Here is a 16,561-nt window from a genome sequence, read left to right as displayed (position 1 = left end):
CTGATTTTCATTGACTTTTCGCGGTTACAAGAGTAGCATACAGTCTTGATAATTCAATATTTGTGAGGATATCGTTACAAGTTTAACGAAGGATTTTTTCATGAAAAGGAGTGTAGAAAAAGTGGAGTATTTGAAACGTTTGTTGGTCGGACGTCCATTGAAATCCGCAGAGAATGATGAACAAAAACTGAGCCGGACGGCGGCCCTTGCGTTGCTATCTTCTGATGCTTTGTCTTCGATTGCTTATGGGACAGAGCAGATCGTTGTCGTATTAGTGGCACTTTCCGCTGCTGCTATCTGGTATTCATTACCGATCGCTGCTTTTGTTATTATTCTTTTGATTTCATTGACCTTGTCTTACCGTCAGATCATTCATGCATACCCTCACGGTGGTGGGGCGTATGTAGTAAGTAGTGAAAATTTAGGGAAAAATGCGGGCCTGATTGCCGGCGGCTCACTGTTGATCGATTATATGCTGACAGTAGCAGTATCCGTCTCAGCAGGGGCAGAAGCCATCACTTCTGCTGTGCCAGCGTTGTTCGGCCATCAAGTGGCCATTTCTGTCGTGATCGTACTCTTGATCATGATGATGAATCTGCGAGGGCTGCGAGAATCAGCTAGCTTCTTGATGATTCCTGTCTACACCTTTATCGCAGTGATCACAGTCTTGATCGTGGTCGGTTTGTACAATATCGTAACGGGTGCGCAACCGTTAAATGCAACCGCACTACCGGGAGCTGTCGTACCTGGGGTATCCGTGGCCTTGATTTTACGGGCTTTCTCATCAGGTTCCTCTTCTTTGACGGGGGTCGAAGCGATCAGTAATGCTGTGCCGTTTTTCAAAAAACCACGGGCGAAAAATGCAGCTGCGACCTTGACAATCATGGCTGCGATCTTAGGGTTCTTCTTCGTCGGTATCACTTTTATCAACTATTGGTACGGTATCGTACCAGAAGCAGAAGTGACCGTCCTATCTCAAATCGGCTCTGCTGTTTTTGGTCATGGGTTTATGTACTACGTTTTGCAATTTGCCACAGCGCTGATTTTAGCAGTTGCCGCAAATACTGGATTTTCCGCCTTCCCCGTGTTGGCGTATAACTTAGCCAAAGACAAATATATGCCACACATGTATCAAGACCGTGGGGATCGTCTCGGCTACTCAAACGGGATCATCACCTTAGCTGCTGGTTCCATCGTCCTATTGTTTATCTTCCAAGGATCGACCGAGCGTTTGATTCCGTTGTATTCCATCGGGGTATTCATTCCTTTTGCACTATCCCAAAGCGGAATGGTCGTCAAATGGAAAAAAGAAGGCAAAGGCTGGTTCTTTAAATCGATCGCCAACATCATTGGGGCTTTGATTTCTTTTGCGATCATTGCCATCTTGTTCGTGTATCGCTTAGGCGATATTTGGCCATTTTTCATTATCATGCCGATCCTCTTGTATATCTTTTACAAGATCCATGATCATTATAAAAAAGTCGCAGAACAGCTGCGATTGGAAAAACAAGAAGCACTGCATGTCTATGAAGGAAATACCGTGATCGTTCTCGTCGGAAATGTTACCCGAGTAAATATCGGCGCATTGAACTATGCCCAATCGATTGGTGATTATGTCGTGGCGATGCACGTCTCGTTGGATGAAGATGTGAAGAAAGAAAAAGAGATCGAACAAGAATTTAAGCAAAAATTTCCAGACGTGCGTTTCTCCGTCGTTCATTCTTCGTATCGTTCGATTGAAAATCCCATCTTGCGTTATGTGGATCTAGTCAGCCGCAATGCAGCCAAACACAATTACACAACGACCGTCATCATTCCACAGTTTGTCCCAAGACGTCGCTGGCAAAATATTTTGCACAACCAAACAAGCCTGCGCTTGCGTTTCAGACTCTCTTGGCGTGAGAACATCATTGTAAGTACGTACAGTTACCATTTGAAGAAATAACAAAAACGCTAGTTTAGCGACCTGATTCCCAAAAGAAATGTTTGGGTCAGCCGCTAAGACTAGCGTTTTTTTTTAGCTATAAAACATTTTCAGTTTGATATCCTGATCGTAATTCCCAAACCCCTTGCCAAAGAGGGTACAACCGCCGACATGCTCGGCATCTTCTTTGACTTCCACTTTTAAGTGCCACGTATCTTCGTAGGCAGGTATATCCTTGATCGTAATGTCGGAAAGAGGAACACCTTCCATGTAGGTTCCGTGATCCATGATGCGGATCGTCTTCAATAACCCGTACTGATTGAGATTGTCTGGATACCAATCCGGTGTATACTTGCCGCGAATATCTGCAAAATCCCCTGGGCTAGTCCATGTACCAAGCTCCACACCATTTAAGCTGAAGGTGATGTCTGACGGCCAGTTGTTATTGGAAAAAGGAAATTCAGACGAAACTTCCATTGAAATCTCCATCATTTCAAGTTTTTCTTCTCTTGCTAAGAAGTTTGGCGATTGGTATTCAACAAATCCTTTCGTAAACCACAAGATGCGGGCATCCATTCGTCGGGGATCCATGAAAAACTTCGGTTCATCCACCATTCCCACAAAATCAGCTGAAGTAGCAAGCCCGCACGTTGGTTCTACCGAATAATTTGTATAATGACCGATCGGTATCGCCGTTTCTTTCGTATCAAAGGCATTAAAGATTTTCTCAGGAAAGTTGATATCGATATGGTCCACTCTCAAACTGGAAATCTTTTTTTGTCCCACACGCTCTGTTTTGATGATTTTGGCTTCTTCTAATTTTTTGATGTGCATCGTAATGATAGCGCTGCTTAAGCCTAGCTCTTGTGCCAACTCTTTGACATTCATCTTGTTTTTAGCCAGCAATTGAATGATTTTGATTCGCACGTTACTGGCAAGTGCCTCATAGACAGGCAATGCTTCTTGATTGATTTCTAATTGCATCGTGTCACCTCCGCTTAAACTGTTTGATTTACTTGAATGTTAACATATTTGCTAATTTGTGTAAATAGCGTTGTTTATTTCGCTAGTTATTAATATATTTATTAATTAATATAGATATTATCCTAAATAAATTAATCAAAATATTGTTGACAGCGATTACAAATCAAGTTATGATTTATTTGTAAATTGAAAGTGTTTGCAAACGCTAGAAATGAATAATGCAATTATAAATGCTGGGATAGCAAATAAGAGAAGGAGGATAGGCGTGTTCGGCTTCAAAGACCAAAATTCAATTTCTATGAAAGAGGGAAAAACATGAAGAAGAAACTTATTATTATTGGTGCTTTAGTTGCAGTCGTTGCAGTTGCCCTTATTGGTTTTAATCGTTATCAGGCAGCGGAAAAAGAAAAATACACGATTAATTTTTGGTCACCCCTTACTGGTGATGATGGCGCTTATATGGATCAGATCGTAAATGAATTCAATGAACAATCAGGTTCCGATTATACAATCAATCATGTGATCACGTCTGATATGTACACTAAATTAAGTACGGTTGTAAGTTCTAAAAGTGGGATTCCAGATTTGACTTTGATGCATTCTTATAAAGTAGAGGAATTTGTCAATTCCGATATTATTGATCCGGTTGATCGTCTGGTTTCTTATCAACCTGAGTTAGAAGAAAGCAATTATTTAGATACGGCGTGGAATGCAGGGAAAATCGGCGATACTCAATATACGATCCCATTAGATATCCATGCCAGTGCCATGTATTACAATCAAGATCTTTTAGAAAAATACAATGTCACTTCTTGGTTAGACGATAACATCGTGACGTTTGATGAAATGATGTCATTAGCAGGGCAGATGGAAGAAGGCGATTATGTCGTAAATAATGCGTTACTTTCTTGGGTTATCTTAGCGCAAATCCGTAACTTAGGCGGCGCGATTTCTGACGATGCTGGGAACCCGACGGTGAATACGCCAGAAATGAAAGAAGCGTTAGAAAGAATTAAAGCGTTAACAGATGCGGGCCTGATGACACCTTATGGAGAAGATGGGTATTTGATGTTCCAAGGCGGAAACGTACTCTTATCAACGGATGGTACTTGGACTTCTACCGCTCATGATGCGGTTGAGGGCTTGAATTGGGGCGTAACAAATATTTATTCGACTTCAGATGACATCGCAACCAACCGAGCAGCTTCTCATATGTTTGGCATGTTGAAGAGTGAAAGCAGAACAGAAGAAAAAGAAGAAGTAATCGCACAATTTTTAGAATTCGTTCGTACAAACTCGATCGAATGGGCAAAAGCCGGTCAAATCGTTGCAAGTAAAGATATTTTAGAAAGTGATGATTACCAACAATACCCACAATCATTCTTTACTTCTACACCAGAGGAAGAAGAAACACTTTACATCTTTGACTACGTTTATTTCTCTTATGTCTTAGAAGCATTAGATGTTTATAGTACAGATATCGCTTACGGTGAATTAGATATGGATGAAGGATTAGAAACGATGCAACAATATGTCGAAGATAAGATTGCAGAAGTAGCTAGATAAGTGAAGGGGGGATAATTCTATCCCCTTTTCCAATTTTTAGAAGGGAATGAAAGGAATGAAAAAAAAGAGCATTAACTGGGCATCGATCGCATTCATTGGACCACACATGGTACTCTTTATTATTTTTGTATGTATTCCAACGATCTATGGTATTTATGCTTCATTTACGCAATGGAATTTGATCTCTGATCCAGTCTGGGTCGGTTTTAACAACTATAAAACATTATTGTTTGATAGTTCCTCGACGTTCTATACCCAATTTTGGAATGGTTTGAAAAATACCTTTATTTTCGTTTTGATCATGGTGCCGTTACAAATCATCATTCCACTGATGATTGCAGCTGCATTGCAACATAAAAAAGTGAAGCTGAAAGGACTTTTTCAAGCAATTCTATATATTCCAGGTCTTATCTCTGTTTCAGCAGGTTCTTTGATTTGGTCATTGATTTTCCACTCTCGATTAGGTGCCGTCAATAATATTTTTGGGTTCGATTTCTCTTGGGCTTCGCGACAACCCTATGCTTGGATCTTAATTTTTGTTGTCAGCATTTGGGGAGCGATCGGTGGTAACATGATCATTTATCGCTCAGCTTTAGCAGGTGTCAATGAAGACCTTTATGAAGCGGCAGAGATCGACGGAGCGGGAGCATTCCAAAAATTCTTGAATGTGACCTTGCCATCTATTCGCTTTCCACTATTATATACGATCGTGATGACAACTGCTGGAGCATTTAATGTCTTTGCACAGCCTTTGATGATGACAGGTGGAGGTCCAAACCAAAGCACGACTGTATTGATGATGTATATCCGCTCACTGGCTTTTAGTCAAGGAGAATCAATTGCAGGAATGGCTTCGGCAATGGCAGTCATCTTAGGATTGATCATTATGTGTGTGTCCGTATTTCAATATTTTCTTTTAGATAGAAGCAATACTTAAGGGGGCAAAAAAATGAATACACAAAAGAAACATATACCTAGTATGGTCATCGCATATTTGTTTCTGATCGTTTTATGTATCATCTGGGTTATTCCATTGATTTTTAGCTTCGCCACTTCTTTTCGTTCTCAAACCGAAATCGTCTCCACTGGGTTTCGTTTATTACCCGTAAACTGGATATTAGATAACTATGTAGCGATTTTGACTAATACGTCTACTGCACCAATAATGCAGTGGTTATGGAATTCAATGTTTATCGCAGTCACGCACACTGTTTTAGTTGTGATCGTTGTTTCAGTGACCGCTTATGGCTATGGCAGAATGCGGTTTAAATACCGTGATCGTATCTTTTATCTTTTGATGGGGATCTCGATGTTTCCCGGTGTAGTGAATTTGATTCCGTCTTACAAAATCATTGAAACCTTCGGCTGGGTCAACTCTTCTCTTGCCATGATCATTCCAGGCTTAGCAGGGATGGGAAATATCTTTCTTGTGCGTCAGTTTATGAAAGGTATCCCGCTTGAATTTGACGAGTCAGCACGAATGGATGGTGCAGATGAATTTACAATTTTTGCAGAGATCATCGTTCCTTTGATCAAACCTGTGTTGATCGTTGCAGGCCTCTTTTCTTTCACAGGTTCATGGAATGATTTCTTGTGGCCAGTGATCGTGTATACGGATGTTAGTAAAATGCCGATCACAGCCGGTTTGCTATTACTACAAGACATTTATGGCAACTACCGAATGATTGGTCAATTGATGGGCTCGGCATTGATTGCGATCATTCCCACCGTCATGCTGTTTCTATTTGCTCAAAAATACTTCATTGAATCTATGAACTTAAATGCAGGAATAAAAGGATAGTGAAGATCATGAATCGAAAATTGGAAAGAAATTTACTACGTGCCAGTGCGGTCTGGGATGTCTGTATTGGTCTTGTAACGATGTTTGGGTATTATCCTTGGTTTGAAGAACAAGGGATCGCAGCATTTCAAAATCAAAATCAGTATGAATACTTGCAGTCAAGTCTGGTAGGAATGATATCGAAGGTAGTTATGATCGTTGCGTTAGCGACAATTTTGATGGGCGTTATCAGTTGGATCAACGCGAAGAATATGCGAGACAAACAAATAAACAAAGGAACGATACGTTGGATGATCGCCTGTGTCATCATCCATTTGATCATCTATGATGTGATCGGTGTTGTCCTCTATTTACTAGCTACGACGATGTATATGTCTAAAAACAAAGCAATAAAAATACTAAAAACGGAAAACGGAATTATTTAAGAAGGTGTAGAATTTATGGCAGAAAATTATTTGGAACCGATTGTATTAGAACGAGCAGACCCATGGATATACAAGCATACCGATGGATATTATTACTTCACTGGATCAAAACCAGGGTATCAGGAAATCGAATTAAGACGCGCAAAAACCTTGAAAGGACTGGCTGACGGTGAAGTAAAAGTCATCTGGACGGCTCATGCCGAAGGCCCCATGAGTGAACTGATTTGGGCACCAGAGATTCATTTTATTCAAGGAAAATGGTACATCTATTTTGCTGCTGCAGATCATGGAGAAGTCAGAAATGATCAGCATCATCATCGGATGTTTGCGATCGAAAATGCGAATGAAGATCCCTTTGCAGGCGAGTGGGTAGAAAAAGGACAGATCAAGACGCAATTTGAGAGTTTCAGTTTAGATGCTACGGTATTTGAACACAGGAACCGATTGTATTATGTCTGGGCACAAGCAGATCCAAACATTCCAGGCAATTCCAATCTTTATTTATCAGAGATGGAAAATCCTTGGACATTGAAAGGAAAGCAGATTCTGCTGAGCATTCCTTATTATGAATGGGAAAAAATTGGCTTCAAAGTGAACGAGGCACCAGCTGCTTTGATTAGAAATGGAAAAGTGATCATTACTTATTCAGCCAGTGCGACGGATGAAAACTACGCGATGGGACTGTTGTGGGCAGATGAGGATAGTGATTTATTGAATGGGTATTCTTGGCATAAGTTGAAGGAACCAGTCTTTTCAAGTTCTGAACAAAATTCCCTATACGGACCAGGACATAACTCCTTTACAGTCGATGAGGAGGGGGAACAAGAGATCTTAGTGTATCATGCAAGACCAGAAAAAAATGATTACAGTAATCCTTTAGAAAATCCCAATCGACATGCGTATGTCCAACCGTTTACTTGGAAAAAAAATGGATTACCTGATTTTGGCGAACCCGGTGTAGTCAAAGGATAGATAAAAGAGAGGGAAAAAATGAATACAAAAAGAAAAATGCTCTGTTTAACCATGTCCGTTTTTTTTACTAGTTTATTTCTTGCTGGCTGTCAAACAGGAGATGCTGCTGAGCAACTTTCACAAAAGGAGTGGGAAACAACGACAAAAAATCGAGTGTCGATTCATGACCCATCGATTACTTCTATTCATGTTGGTGACCAAGAGCTGTTTTACGTATTTGGTTCGCATCTCGCCCAAGCGAAAACAGAAGATTTACAAACTTGGGAAGTGCCTTTCACTCACGAATATGAATCAATGGAAGACAATATGATCTATGGTAACACAAAAGAAAATCTAGCTGAGACTTTTGAATGGGCAGGCTATGATGATGCCGATTCACAAGGTGGTTACAGCCTTTGGGCACCAGATGTCATTTGGAATGCTGATTATGAATGGTCAAATGGAGACAAAGGAGCCTACATGCTCTACTACTCAGCTAGTTCTACTTGGCGGCGTTCAGCGATTGGATTGGCCGTAGCTAAAACGATCGAAGGACCCTATAGCTATGCGGATACCGTGATCTATTCTGGCTTTACAGAAAAAGATTCGACAGATGGTAGTGAACGCAATACCAACTATCAAAATACCCATTTGGCCAAATTGATCAAAGAGGGGAAAATCAGTGGGTTCAGTGAAAACTGGGCGATCGAAGATGGTCTGACGTATAACACCGATTATGCGCCAAACGCCATTGATCCAGCGTTGTTTTATGATGAAGAAGGGAAACTATGGATGACCTATGGTTCTTGGTCTGGCGGTATCTTTTTATTGGAAGTTGATCCAGCCACTGGAAAACCAATGTATCCTGGGGAAGATAGCACGACGGAAGATGGGCGTATCATTGATCGCTATTTCGGGATCAAGCTTTTTGGCGGCTATCATCAATCAGGAGAAGGTCCCTATATTGTATATGATGAGGAAACCGATTATTATTACCTATTCGTCACTTACGGTGGTTTAGCAGCAAAAGGTGGTTACAATATGCGACTGTTTCGCGCTGAAAAACCAGAAGGACCTTACCTTGATGCCCAAGGAAATAGCCCAATCTTAGAACAAGGGGACCAAAATTCAAACTACGGCATCAAATTGATTGGCAACTACCAATTCTCGTTTCAACAAATGGGGTATCGAGCAGCGGGACACAATTCGGCGATCATCGATGAGAATGGTCAGTGGTCCTTGGTGTACCATACGCGCTTTAACAATGGAACCGAAGCCCATGAAGTGCGGGTCAACAGAATGTATATGAATGAGGAAGGCTGGCCAGTTCCAGCACCCTACGAGTATCGAGGCAATGAACAAGTAGCGGATGCTTTGACAGAAGATGACATTATCGGGCGCTATGAAATCATTAACCATGGTACCGACAATGGAACGACCATGCTAAAAACGCAGACGATCGAGCTTCAAAAAGATGGAAGCGTTACTGGTGACCTGACCGGAACTTGGACGTACGATGCGGGATACTTGGCATTGACTTTTGAAGAAGCGACCTTCAAAGGAATTTTATTAACTCAGGAAATAACAGAGTTTAAGCAGCAAAAATTAACGTTCTCAACGATTGGCGATAATAATGAGTCCATTTGGGGAATCAAAGAATAGGAGTATAACAATGACGATTAATATTCAAAACACAAAATCAGGAACAACGATTAGCAAATATATCTACGGTCATTTTGCAGAGCATCTAGGCCGTTGTATCTATGAAGGATTATACGTTGGAGAAGATTCGCAGATCCCAAATAAAAATGGGATGCGGATCGATGTGGTTGAAGCACTGAAAAACATTCAAATCCCTGTGCTGCGTTGGCCAGGCGGCTGCTTCGCCGATGAATACCATTGGAAAGACGGGATTGGTCCTAAAGAAAACCGCAAAACGATGGTCAACACTCACTGGGGCGGCGTGACTGAAAACAATCATTTCGGGACCCATGAATTTTTTGAATTGATCAAGCAGCTGGAATGTGACGCGTATGTCAACGGCAATGTCGGCAGCGGAACGGTGCAAGAAATGTCGGAATGGGTGGAATACATCACGATGGATGGCATTTCTCCGATGGCTGATCTTCGCAGAGAAAATGGCCATGAAGATGCGTGGGAAATGAAATTCTTTGGCGTAGGAAACGAAAACTGGGGCTGCGGCGGCAATATGCGGCCAGAGTACTATGCGGATCTGTATCGTCGCTATCAAACCTATGTCCGCCAATACGGTGACAAAAAAATCTACAAAGTTGCTGGCGGAGCGAATGTCGCAGACTATCATTGGACAGAAACGCTGATGAAAAACGCCCATTGGTTGATGGACGGCCTAAGCTTGCACTACTACGTTCATCCGCAGGGCTGGGAAGAAAAAGGTAGCGCCTTGGAATTTGATGAGGCAGAGTGGCAAGTGACCTGTGAAAAAGCAGCTTACATGGATGAATTATTGACCCGCCACAGCGCGATCATGGACCAGTATGACCCAGAACAGCGTGTGGGAATCATTGTTGATGAATGGGGCACTTGGTTCTCAGCAGAACCTGGGACGAATCCAGGCTTCTTATACCAACAAAATACGATTCGTGATGCCATGGTCGCAGCGATCACCTTGAATATTTTCCATAAACATGCCAAGCGAGTGCATATGGCAAATATCGCACAAACCGTCAACGTCCTGCAAGCGATGATTTTGACAGATGGCGAACAAATGGTGAAAACCCCAAGCTATCATGTCTTTGATTTGTACAAAGTCCATCAAGATGCTGAAACCATTGATAGCCATGGAACTAGCAGCGATACCATTACGTATACGATTTCGAAAAAAGAGGATACGATCCATCTATCGGTTTGTAATTTTGCTACCCAAGGCACGGAAGAATTAACCTTCTCCCTGGAAACAGCGATCAATGAAGTGAAAGAAGCTCGTTATATCGTGGGGGACAAAATGAACGCACACAATGATTTTGATCATCCTGAAGATGTGGTGATCCAAGACTTCACCGCTTACGATGTTGAAGAGAACAAAGTCAGCTTGCGGGTGCCAGCAATGAGTGTTCTAACGATCTCATTGACAGTCTGATCCCATGACTTGTAAAGGATGCGAAGTGAAAGATGCTGCTGCAGCAGCACAGGAAGACATTGAATCCTTGATTGCAGAACAACTTTCTTTAGAAAGCGACTTGGCTTCGCCGGAGATCGTCAGTAGGAGAATCGCTGTTTGTGAGACTTGTCCATTGCGATTGAATCATACCTGTACCAAATGCGGCTGCTTTTATCGGTTTCGCGCAAATTTAGCTAAGAAAAACTGTCCTGCAGGAATGTGGGAACAAACAGGACAGCTCGTCAAGTAGCTGTCCTGTTTGTTTCAATTGGTCAAAAGGATCAACAGATAAACTATTTTTTGATTACGCTTACATAATCGTTGTAGATACGCTATGATAAAACGAAAAACACTGTTAACAAAGTGGAAAGTGAGCGAGTGATTCAATGAAAATAAATCAACCTGCAGCGCTTGCTTATTATGAAGCTGCGAACCATGGCACAGAAGATTTCCCATTAGCATATTATCCTAATTTAGTGAGTGTTTGGCGAGAATTCTTTTTTGTGCCACATTGGCATAAAGAAATCGAAATTTTATGTGTCCATCAAGGACAGCTAGAATTAGTCGTTAATGGAGTCTCACGCAAGATTAAGGCAAATACGATCGTACTGATTCCTCCCAACACTTTACACACTGCCTATCGAATCGCACAACAAAGCTGCCGTTTTTCGTGTATCGTTTTTTCTGAACAATTAATCACGAGTCGACAATCAGATAGAATTCAAAGTCAACAAATCGATCCTTTTTTGAGACAAGAAGGTGTTACTTCTTATGTGGATTTTCCAGATAAAAGTCAACAAAGTCTCACCTTGTTTCAACTATTTGATCAATGCTTTATGGGGAAATCGTCCTATCGTGAATTACGTCTGAAAGGGATTGTTATCCAACTCTTGTCATATCTATTAGAAGTTGGGACCGACCAGCCAGCAAAAAAATCAAGCGAGCGCCTCCAAGAAAAACGGGAAAAAATGGTTTTATCTTATATTCATAGTAATTATCATGAAATGATCCAATTACAAGATTTGGCCGATTCTGTTTCCTTAAGTAAAGAGCAATTTACACGATTTTTTAAACAATCATTTCGAACTTCCCCAATGGCTTATCTAAATCATTATCGCTTGATCCGATCGGCAGAATTGTTGCGAGAGACTGATTTGACCATGGTGGCGATCGCTCAAGCTGTCGGTTTTTGTAATAGTAATCATTTTTCTGTGTGCTTCAAAAAGATGTTTGGTGAGACCCCTACACAATATCGGAAAAATGACATGATTACGATAGAACACGCCATAAAATCGAAGGATAGCCCTCTGTAATCCAGCTATACTGAAAAAAAGGAGGGTTCAAAAATGTCGTTTTTTTCAATAGGTGAGAATTACCTCGAATTTCAAAATGGAAATGAAGTCGTGCGCATTATTGCTTGGGGCACGAACAGTTTGCGGGTGGTGAGTGCACCGTCTGGTGAACTAGATTTATCCTGCTGTGCATTATTAACACAAGATTCTAAGGCCGAGGTTGCGATTGAGGGGGATGTAGGATCTATCGGTAATGGAAAAATCCACGCAATAGTCACCAAAGAGTCAGGCTGGAACAACTATGGCAAGATCACTTTTTACAATCAAAAAGGCGAAGTGATTTTGAAAGAAGCAGCATCTGGCGGTGCGCTCTTGAAAAAGGCGCGGTTTTTCAAGTCGATTATTGGAGGAGATTTTCAACTAAAAGCTACTTTCGAAGCCAATCATGAGGAGAAAATCTATGGTATGGGGCAATATCAACAGGATATTTTTGATCTAAAAGGGTGTAATTTAGAATTAGCGCATCGAAATTCACAAGCTTCGATCCCCTTTTATTTATCAAACAAAGGATACGGCTTTTTTTGGCAAAATCCAGCAATCGGTTCGGTCTCTTTTGGTAAAAATACGACCGAATGGCGTGCCGAAAGTACGAAGCAATTGGATTACTGGATCACTGCTGGAGAGACACCAGCTCAAATCGAAGAACAATTTAGCCAAGTGACAGGACGGGCACCTATGATGCCCGAATATGGTCTAGGATTTTGGCAATGTAAACTTCGCTATGCGACACAAGCGGAAGTAGTGGCGATCGCTAGGGAACACAAAGAGCGGAACATTCCCGTTGATGTACTAGTGATCGATTATTATCATTGGCCGCGCTGTGGTGATTTTCGCTTTGATGAAAATTTCTTTCCAGATCCCAAGGCGATGGCAGAAGAAGTACGAGATAAATATGGAATCGAGCTAATGGTATCGATCTGGCCCCAAATCGACACGCGTAGTGAGAATTTTCAAGAGATGAAAGAAAAAGGCTTATTAGTCAAAACGGATCGCGGCATTGATGTACAGATGTTGTTTCATGGGAATAACATTTTTTATGATCCAACAAATCCTAAAGCTCGAAACTATGTCTGGGAGAAAGTATCAAAAAATTATGTCAATAACGGCATTCGCTTGTTTTGGTTGGATGAGGCTGAACCAGAATTTGGTACGTATGACTATGATTCCTATCGTTATTATGTAGGGAGTGTGCTGCAAAAAGGCAATATTTACCCCCGTGAGTATGTTCGTGGTTTTGATGAGGGAGAAGCCTCCTCACAAAAAGAACATTCAATCAAATTGGTTCGTTGTGCTTGGGCGGGCAGCCAACGATATGGGGCATTGGTTTGGTCCGGCGATATTCATTCGACTTACCAAGACTTTCGCAACCAAATCGTTGCTGGCATGCAAATGGGGTTAGCAGGCATCCCGTGGTGGACAAGTGACATCGGCGGATTTCATGGTGGTTCTGTGACAAGTCTAGATTTTCAAGATTTATTGATCCGCTGGTTTCAATATGGGACTTTTTGTCCAGTCATGCGATTGCATGGTTCACGTACTCCCCATAAAAAAATCTTCAAGGCAGATGGTGAAGAAACAGAGCAAACCGGAGCAGCTAACGAAATATGGGCGTTTGGGGAAAAGAACTATGAGATTATGAAAAAATTTATTGGAATTCGTGAATTGATGCGGGACTACTCGCGTGAATTGATGCGCGCAGCTCATGAAAAAGGAACGCCAGTCATTCGCCCAACTTTTTATGAATTTCCAGAGGATCACCAGGCATGGGAACTGACAACACAGTATCTCTATGGTTCTGATATTCTAGTAGCGCCCATCGTTGTAGCGCATGCTACTGATCGTGAGGTATATTTGCCAACAGGAGCAAAATGGACCGATGCTCGAGATGGAACTATCTATGAAGGTGGACAATGGATTGTCGCACAGGCACAAATTGATTCCTTACCAATCTTTTTACGAGAGGGAAAACAGAGTTACTTGATTCATGAAGTGTAACTGGAAATGGTTACGGTGAGTTGTTTGTAAGACTAGTAGGTACCTTGTTGAGAGGGTAAGAACCATATGAATAGAAAAGCAACACAATGTGCTCGGCACATTGTGTTGCTTTCATTGAGAGGACTATTGTAATGGGCTTTTGAGTAACAAGACACCATGAGTAGGAACCTCAGCATCGGCAATTGTTTGTTCTTTTTGTTGCCATAACTCAGTGCCGCTTTTAATTGGTAGTAAAGCAGCGATCGATTTTGGGATGGTTTGCGTTTGATCAGAAACATTGAAAATGGCATAGTAGACGGCTGTGTCGCTCAACGCCTCCCAAATGATCCACTCTTGATCACGATAGAACTCTTTTTTCGTATGGATTCTTCGATACATTTCTAAGACTTCAATATTCGTCAATAAACGTAACGTAAAGGGATCGATGTCTGGTAAAGTACCACCGAACATCAATGGAGATTGGAAGATCGTCCATAAACTCATCAATAAGTATTGCTCGTCTTCCGTAAAACGTGTCCAACTATCACCACCGCCACCATCAACTGCCCGAATGCCGATATGACCCAACGGCAGCATATCACAGTCAGGCCAGTTACCTGGACGGACGAAAGGTGCCCACTCTGCTGCTCGGTCAAACATGGCGTAAAGGGCGTCCCAATGATCCCAAAAGTCATCCGTCAAGCGCCACATATTGGCATGATTTTGAAAGAAACTACCATTTTTGAGGGCAGCTGGTCCGGGAGACAAAGAAAGGACGATCTCTCGACCCGATCGATCGATCGCACGGCGAATCGCTTTGATTTCTGCTTTATGGGCATCACCGTAAATTTTCGAATCGCCGATATCATCCACCTTTATAAAGTCAACACCCCAAGAAGCATATAATTCGAGCAAAGAATCATAATAAAGCTGTCCTTCAGGCAATGAAACATCGACCCCATACATATCGGAATTCCAAGGGCAGATTGAATTCATAGCAATGTCCCGTGCCCGTTTATCTGTTCCTTTGATCGGCGTATTTTGATGAACTGCTTGTCGTGGAATGCCGCGCATGATATGGATACCAAACTTCAGCCCTTTTTGATGCAGATAGTCACCAAGTTTTTTGAAACCAGCGCCATCTTTTGCTGAAGGGAAACGGTTCTCAGCAGGAATCAAGCGAGAATAGTCGTCCATACACAACGGATAAAAATCATTGTACCTTGTAGACTTTGCTTCTGGTTCGCTCCATTGAATATCCACGACGACGTACTCCCAACCATAAGCTTTCAAATGCTCTGCCATAAAATCTGCATGGGCGATCACTTCTGCTTCGGTTACAGAAGCGCCATAGCAGTCCCAAGAATTCCATCCCATTGGGGGTGTTTGTGCAAAATGTAAAAAAGACATTGATTTCCTCCTAGTACGTTTTTCTTATAGTATAGTAAGCAATAAAAAAGAGAGGGAAAGTTTTGTCTACTAGAAATAAAAAAGAAAGAAATCGTCAACGAATGAAAAAGGAGTTGATCAATGGTGTTTCCACAAGAAACAAACTATGCGAAGATTACAGCATACTATAGTGTTGCCCTTGAGCGTTTTTCCATGGATCCACATCAACACCCAGCGTGTGAGATCATGTTTGTGACCAAAGGGAAGTGTAAGATAAAGGTGCAAGATCAAGTAATTGTTCTGGAAAGAAATGATTTCGTTTTCATAAACGCGTTTGTGGAACACGCCTTACTCGTTGAAGGAGATTCCTGCACCTTACTGAATATTGAATTTCTTCTGAGTGAGACACCGTCCGGCCTTTGTGTTCGTGATGTTTTTGCATACATCAAAGGAAATGTACAATTGAATGAGCCTTACGCGAAAAGTCGCGATGTCCGCCAATTTGGACAAGCGATCAAGTCATTGCTGCAGCTGCTAATGATCGATGATACTCAAGAGCAACCGTCTGCTGAACGGCAATTTACGATCGAGCTCTTGTTTAAGCGGATGTTGATGGAATTAGCCTTTTCATTACGTACGAAAGAAACCAAACGGGGCAATTGCTATGTGAACGCTGCGGTCAACTATATTCAACAGCATTTTGATGAAGATATTCAAGTCTCCCAAATCGCAGCGGCTGTGGGGATTACGAAAGCCTACTTGCATAAACTCTTTCATGAGCAACTGGGAGTGACGGTCAACCATTTTCTCACCAGTGAGCGTCTGAAGCAGGCAGCATTTTTACTAAGCAATAGTCAGCTGCCAATCGTCGAAATTGCCGCTCAAGCAGGATTCAACAGTAGGCAGCACTTTACCAATACCTTTAAACAGAAAAAAGGCATGAGTCCTAAAGTTTATCGTCAAATCTACACCCATCAAATCAAAGAAGAAGCAGGACAACATATATTAGGGGAACATACAGCTTTTTTAAGAATGAAGTAAAGACAGATAGTTAGA

At 41.8% G+C, this 16,561-nt stretch carries 14 protein-coding genes; 12 read left to right on the top strand and 2 right to left on the bottom strand.

Annotated elements, in window-relative coordinates:
* Nucleotides 1-121 precede the first annotated feature (121 nt).
* Complete coding sequence (locus P0G38_RS15045; protein WP_005227281.1) at nucleotides 122-1,945, top strand: APC family permease; 1,824 nt, start codon at nucleotides 122-124, stop codon at nucleotides 1,943-1,945.
* Nucleotides 1,946-2,017: 72 nt separating this feature from the next.
* On the opposite strand, the gene P0G38_RS15040 is transcribed toward P0G38_RS15045, so the two are convergent.
* Complete coding sequence (locus P0G38_RS15040; RefSeq protein ID WP_005227282.1) at nucleotides 2,018-2,908, bottom strand: ArsR/SmtB family transcription factor; 891 nt, start codon at nucleotides 2,906-2,908, stop codon at nucleotides 2,018-2,020.
* 315 nt (nucleotides 2,909-3,223) lie between these two features.
* Between P0G38_RS15040 and P0G38_RS15035 the strand changes: the two genes are divergently transcribed.
* The 10 genes from P0G38_RS15035 to P0G38_RS14990 all read left to right on the top strand — a co-directional run bounded on the left by P0G38_RS15035 (nucleotide 3,224) and on the right by P0G38_RS14990 (nucleotide 14,137).
* On the top strand, nucleotides 3,224-4,474 hold the full coding sequence (locus P0G38_RS15035; protein ID WP_005227283.1) for an extracellular solute-binding protein: 1,251 nt from the start codon (nucleotides 3,224-3,226) through the stop codon (nucleotides 4,472-4,474).
* 46 nt (nucleotides 4,475-4,520) lie between these two features.
* The gene (locus P0G38_RS15030) at nucleotides 4,521-5,411 is read left to right on the top strand and encodes a carbohydrate ABC transporter permease (RefSeq protein WP_005227284.1); all 891 of its coding nucleotides are present in this window, start codon (nucleotides 4,521-4,523) and stop codon (nucleotides 5,409-5,411) included.
* 12 nt (nucleotides 5,412-5,423) lie between these two features.
* Nucleotides 5,424-6,275: a carbohydrate ABC transporter permease gene (locus P0G38_RS15025; RefSeq protein WP_005227285.1), complete on the top strand. Its 852-nt coding sequence runs from the start codon at nucleotides 5,424-5,426 to the stop codon at nucleotides 6,273-6,275.
* Between the two features lie 8 nt (nucleotides 6,276-6,283).
* The gene (locus P0G38_RS15020) at nucleotides 6,284-6,700 is read left to right on the top strand and encodes a hypothetical protein (protein ID WP_010748727.1); all 417 of its coding nucleotides are present in this window, start codon (nucleotides 6,284-6,286) and stop codon (nucleotides 6,698-6,700) included.
* Between the two features lie 15 nt (nucleotides 6,701-6,715).
* Nucleotides 6,716-7,672 carry a glycoside hydrolase family 43 protein gene (locus P0G38_RS15015; RefSeq protein WP_121260156.1) on the top strand — a complete coding sequence of 319 codons (957 nt, stop codon included), beginning with the start codon at nucleotides 6,716-6,718 and terminating at the stop codon, nucleotides 7,670-7,672.
* A gap of 18 nt (nucleotides 7,673-7,690) precedes the next feature.
* Nucleotides 7,691-9,313 carry a glycoside hydrolase family 43 protein gene (locus P0G38_RS15010; RefSeq protein WP_275852719.1) on the top strand — a complete coding sequence of 541 codons (1,623 nt, stop codon included), beginning with the start codon at nucleotides 7,691-7,693 and terminating at the stop codon, nucleotides 9,311-9,313.
* Between the two features lie 10 nt (nucleotides 9,314-9,323).
* Nucleotides 9,324-10,769, top strand: coding sequence for an alpha-N-arabinofuranosidase (locus P0G38_RS15005; RefSeq protein ID WP_010748730.1), 1,446 nt, complete (start codon nucleotides 9,324-9,326; stop codon nucleotides 10,767-10,769).
* A gap of 4 nt (nucleotides 10,770-10,773) precedes the next feature.
* A complete protein-coding gene (locus tag P0G38_RS15000) occupies nucleotides 10,774-11,040 on the top strand; it encodes a DUF6171 family protein (protein WP_005227303.1) in 267 nt (88 codons plus the stop codon).
* A 136-nt stretch (nucleotides 11,041-11,176) separates the two neighbouring features.
* Complete coding sequence (locus tag P0G38_RS14995) at nucleotides 11,177-12,103, top strand: AraC family transcriptional regulator (RefSeq protein WP_225000900.1); 927 nt, start codon at nucleotides 11,177-11,179, stop codon at nucleotides 12,101-12,103.
* 33 nt (nucleotides 12,104-12,136) lie between these two features.
* Nucleotides 12,137-14,137: a glycoside hydrolase family 31 protein gene (locus P0G38_RS14990; RefSeq protein WP_275852709.1), complete on the top strand. Its 2,001-nt coding sequence runs from the start codon at nucleotides 12,137-12,139 to the stop codon at nucleotides 14,135-14,137.
* A 123-nt stretch (nucleotides 14,138-14,260) separates the two neighbouring features.
* Here P0G38_RS14990 and P0G38_RS14985 read toward each other — a convergent pair whose 3' ends face one another.
* A complete protein-coding gene (locus tag P0G38_RS14985) occupies nucleotides 14,261-15,526 on the bottom strand; it encodes a glycoside hydrolase family 27 protein (RefSeq protein WP_275852706.1) in 1,266 nt (421 codons plus the stop codon).
* 120 nt (nucleotides 15,527-15,646) lie between these two features.
* Here P0G38_RS14985 and P0G38_RS14980 point away from each other — a divergent pair, with 120 nt between their 5' ends.
* Nucleotides 15,647-16,546, top strand: coding sequence for a helix-turn-helix domain-containing protein (locus P0G38_RS14980; RefSeq protein ID WP_060792630.1), 900 nt, complete (start codon nucleotides 15,647-15,649; stop codon nucleotides 16,544-16,546).
* The last annotated feature ends 15 nt before the right edge of the window (nucleotides 16,547-16,561 follow it).

Origin of the sequence: Enterococcus casseliflavus (assembly GCF_029215545.1) — a bacterium.
In the GTDB taxonomy this organism is placed as follows: domain Bacteria; phylum Bacillota; class Bacilli; order Lactobacillales; family Enterococcaceae; genus Enterococcus_D; species Enterococcus_D casseliflavus.
Note: the sequence above shows the minus strand (reverse complement) of the source record. Positions and strands in the feature narration are given on the sequence as shown.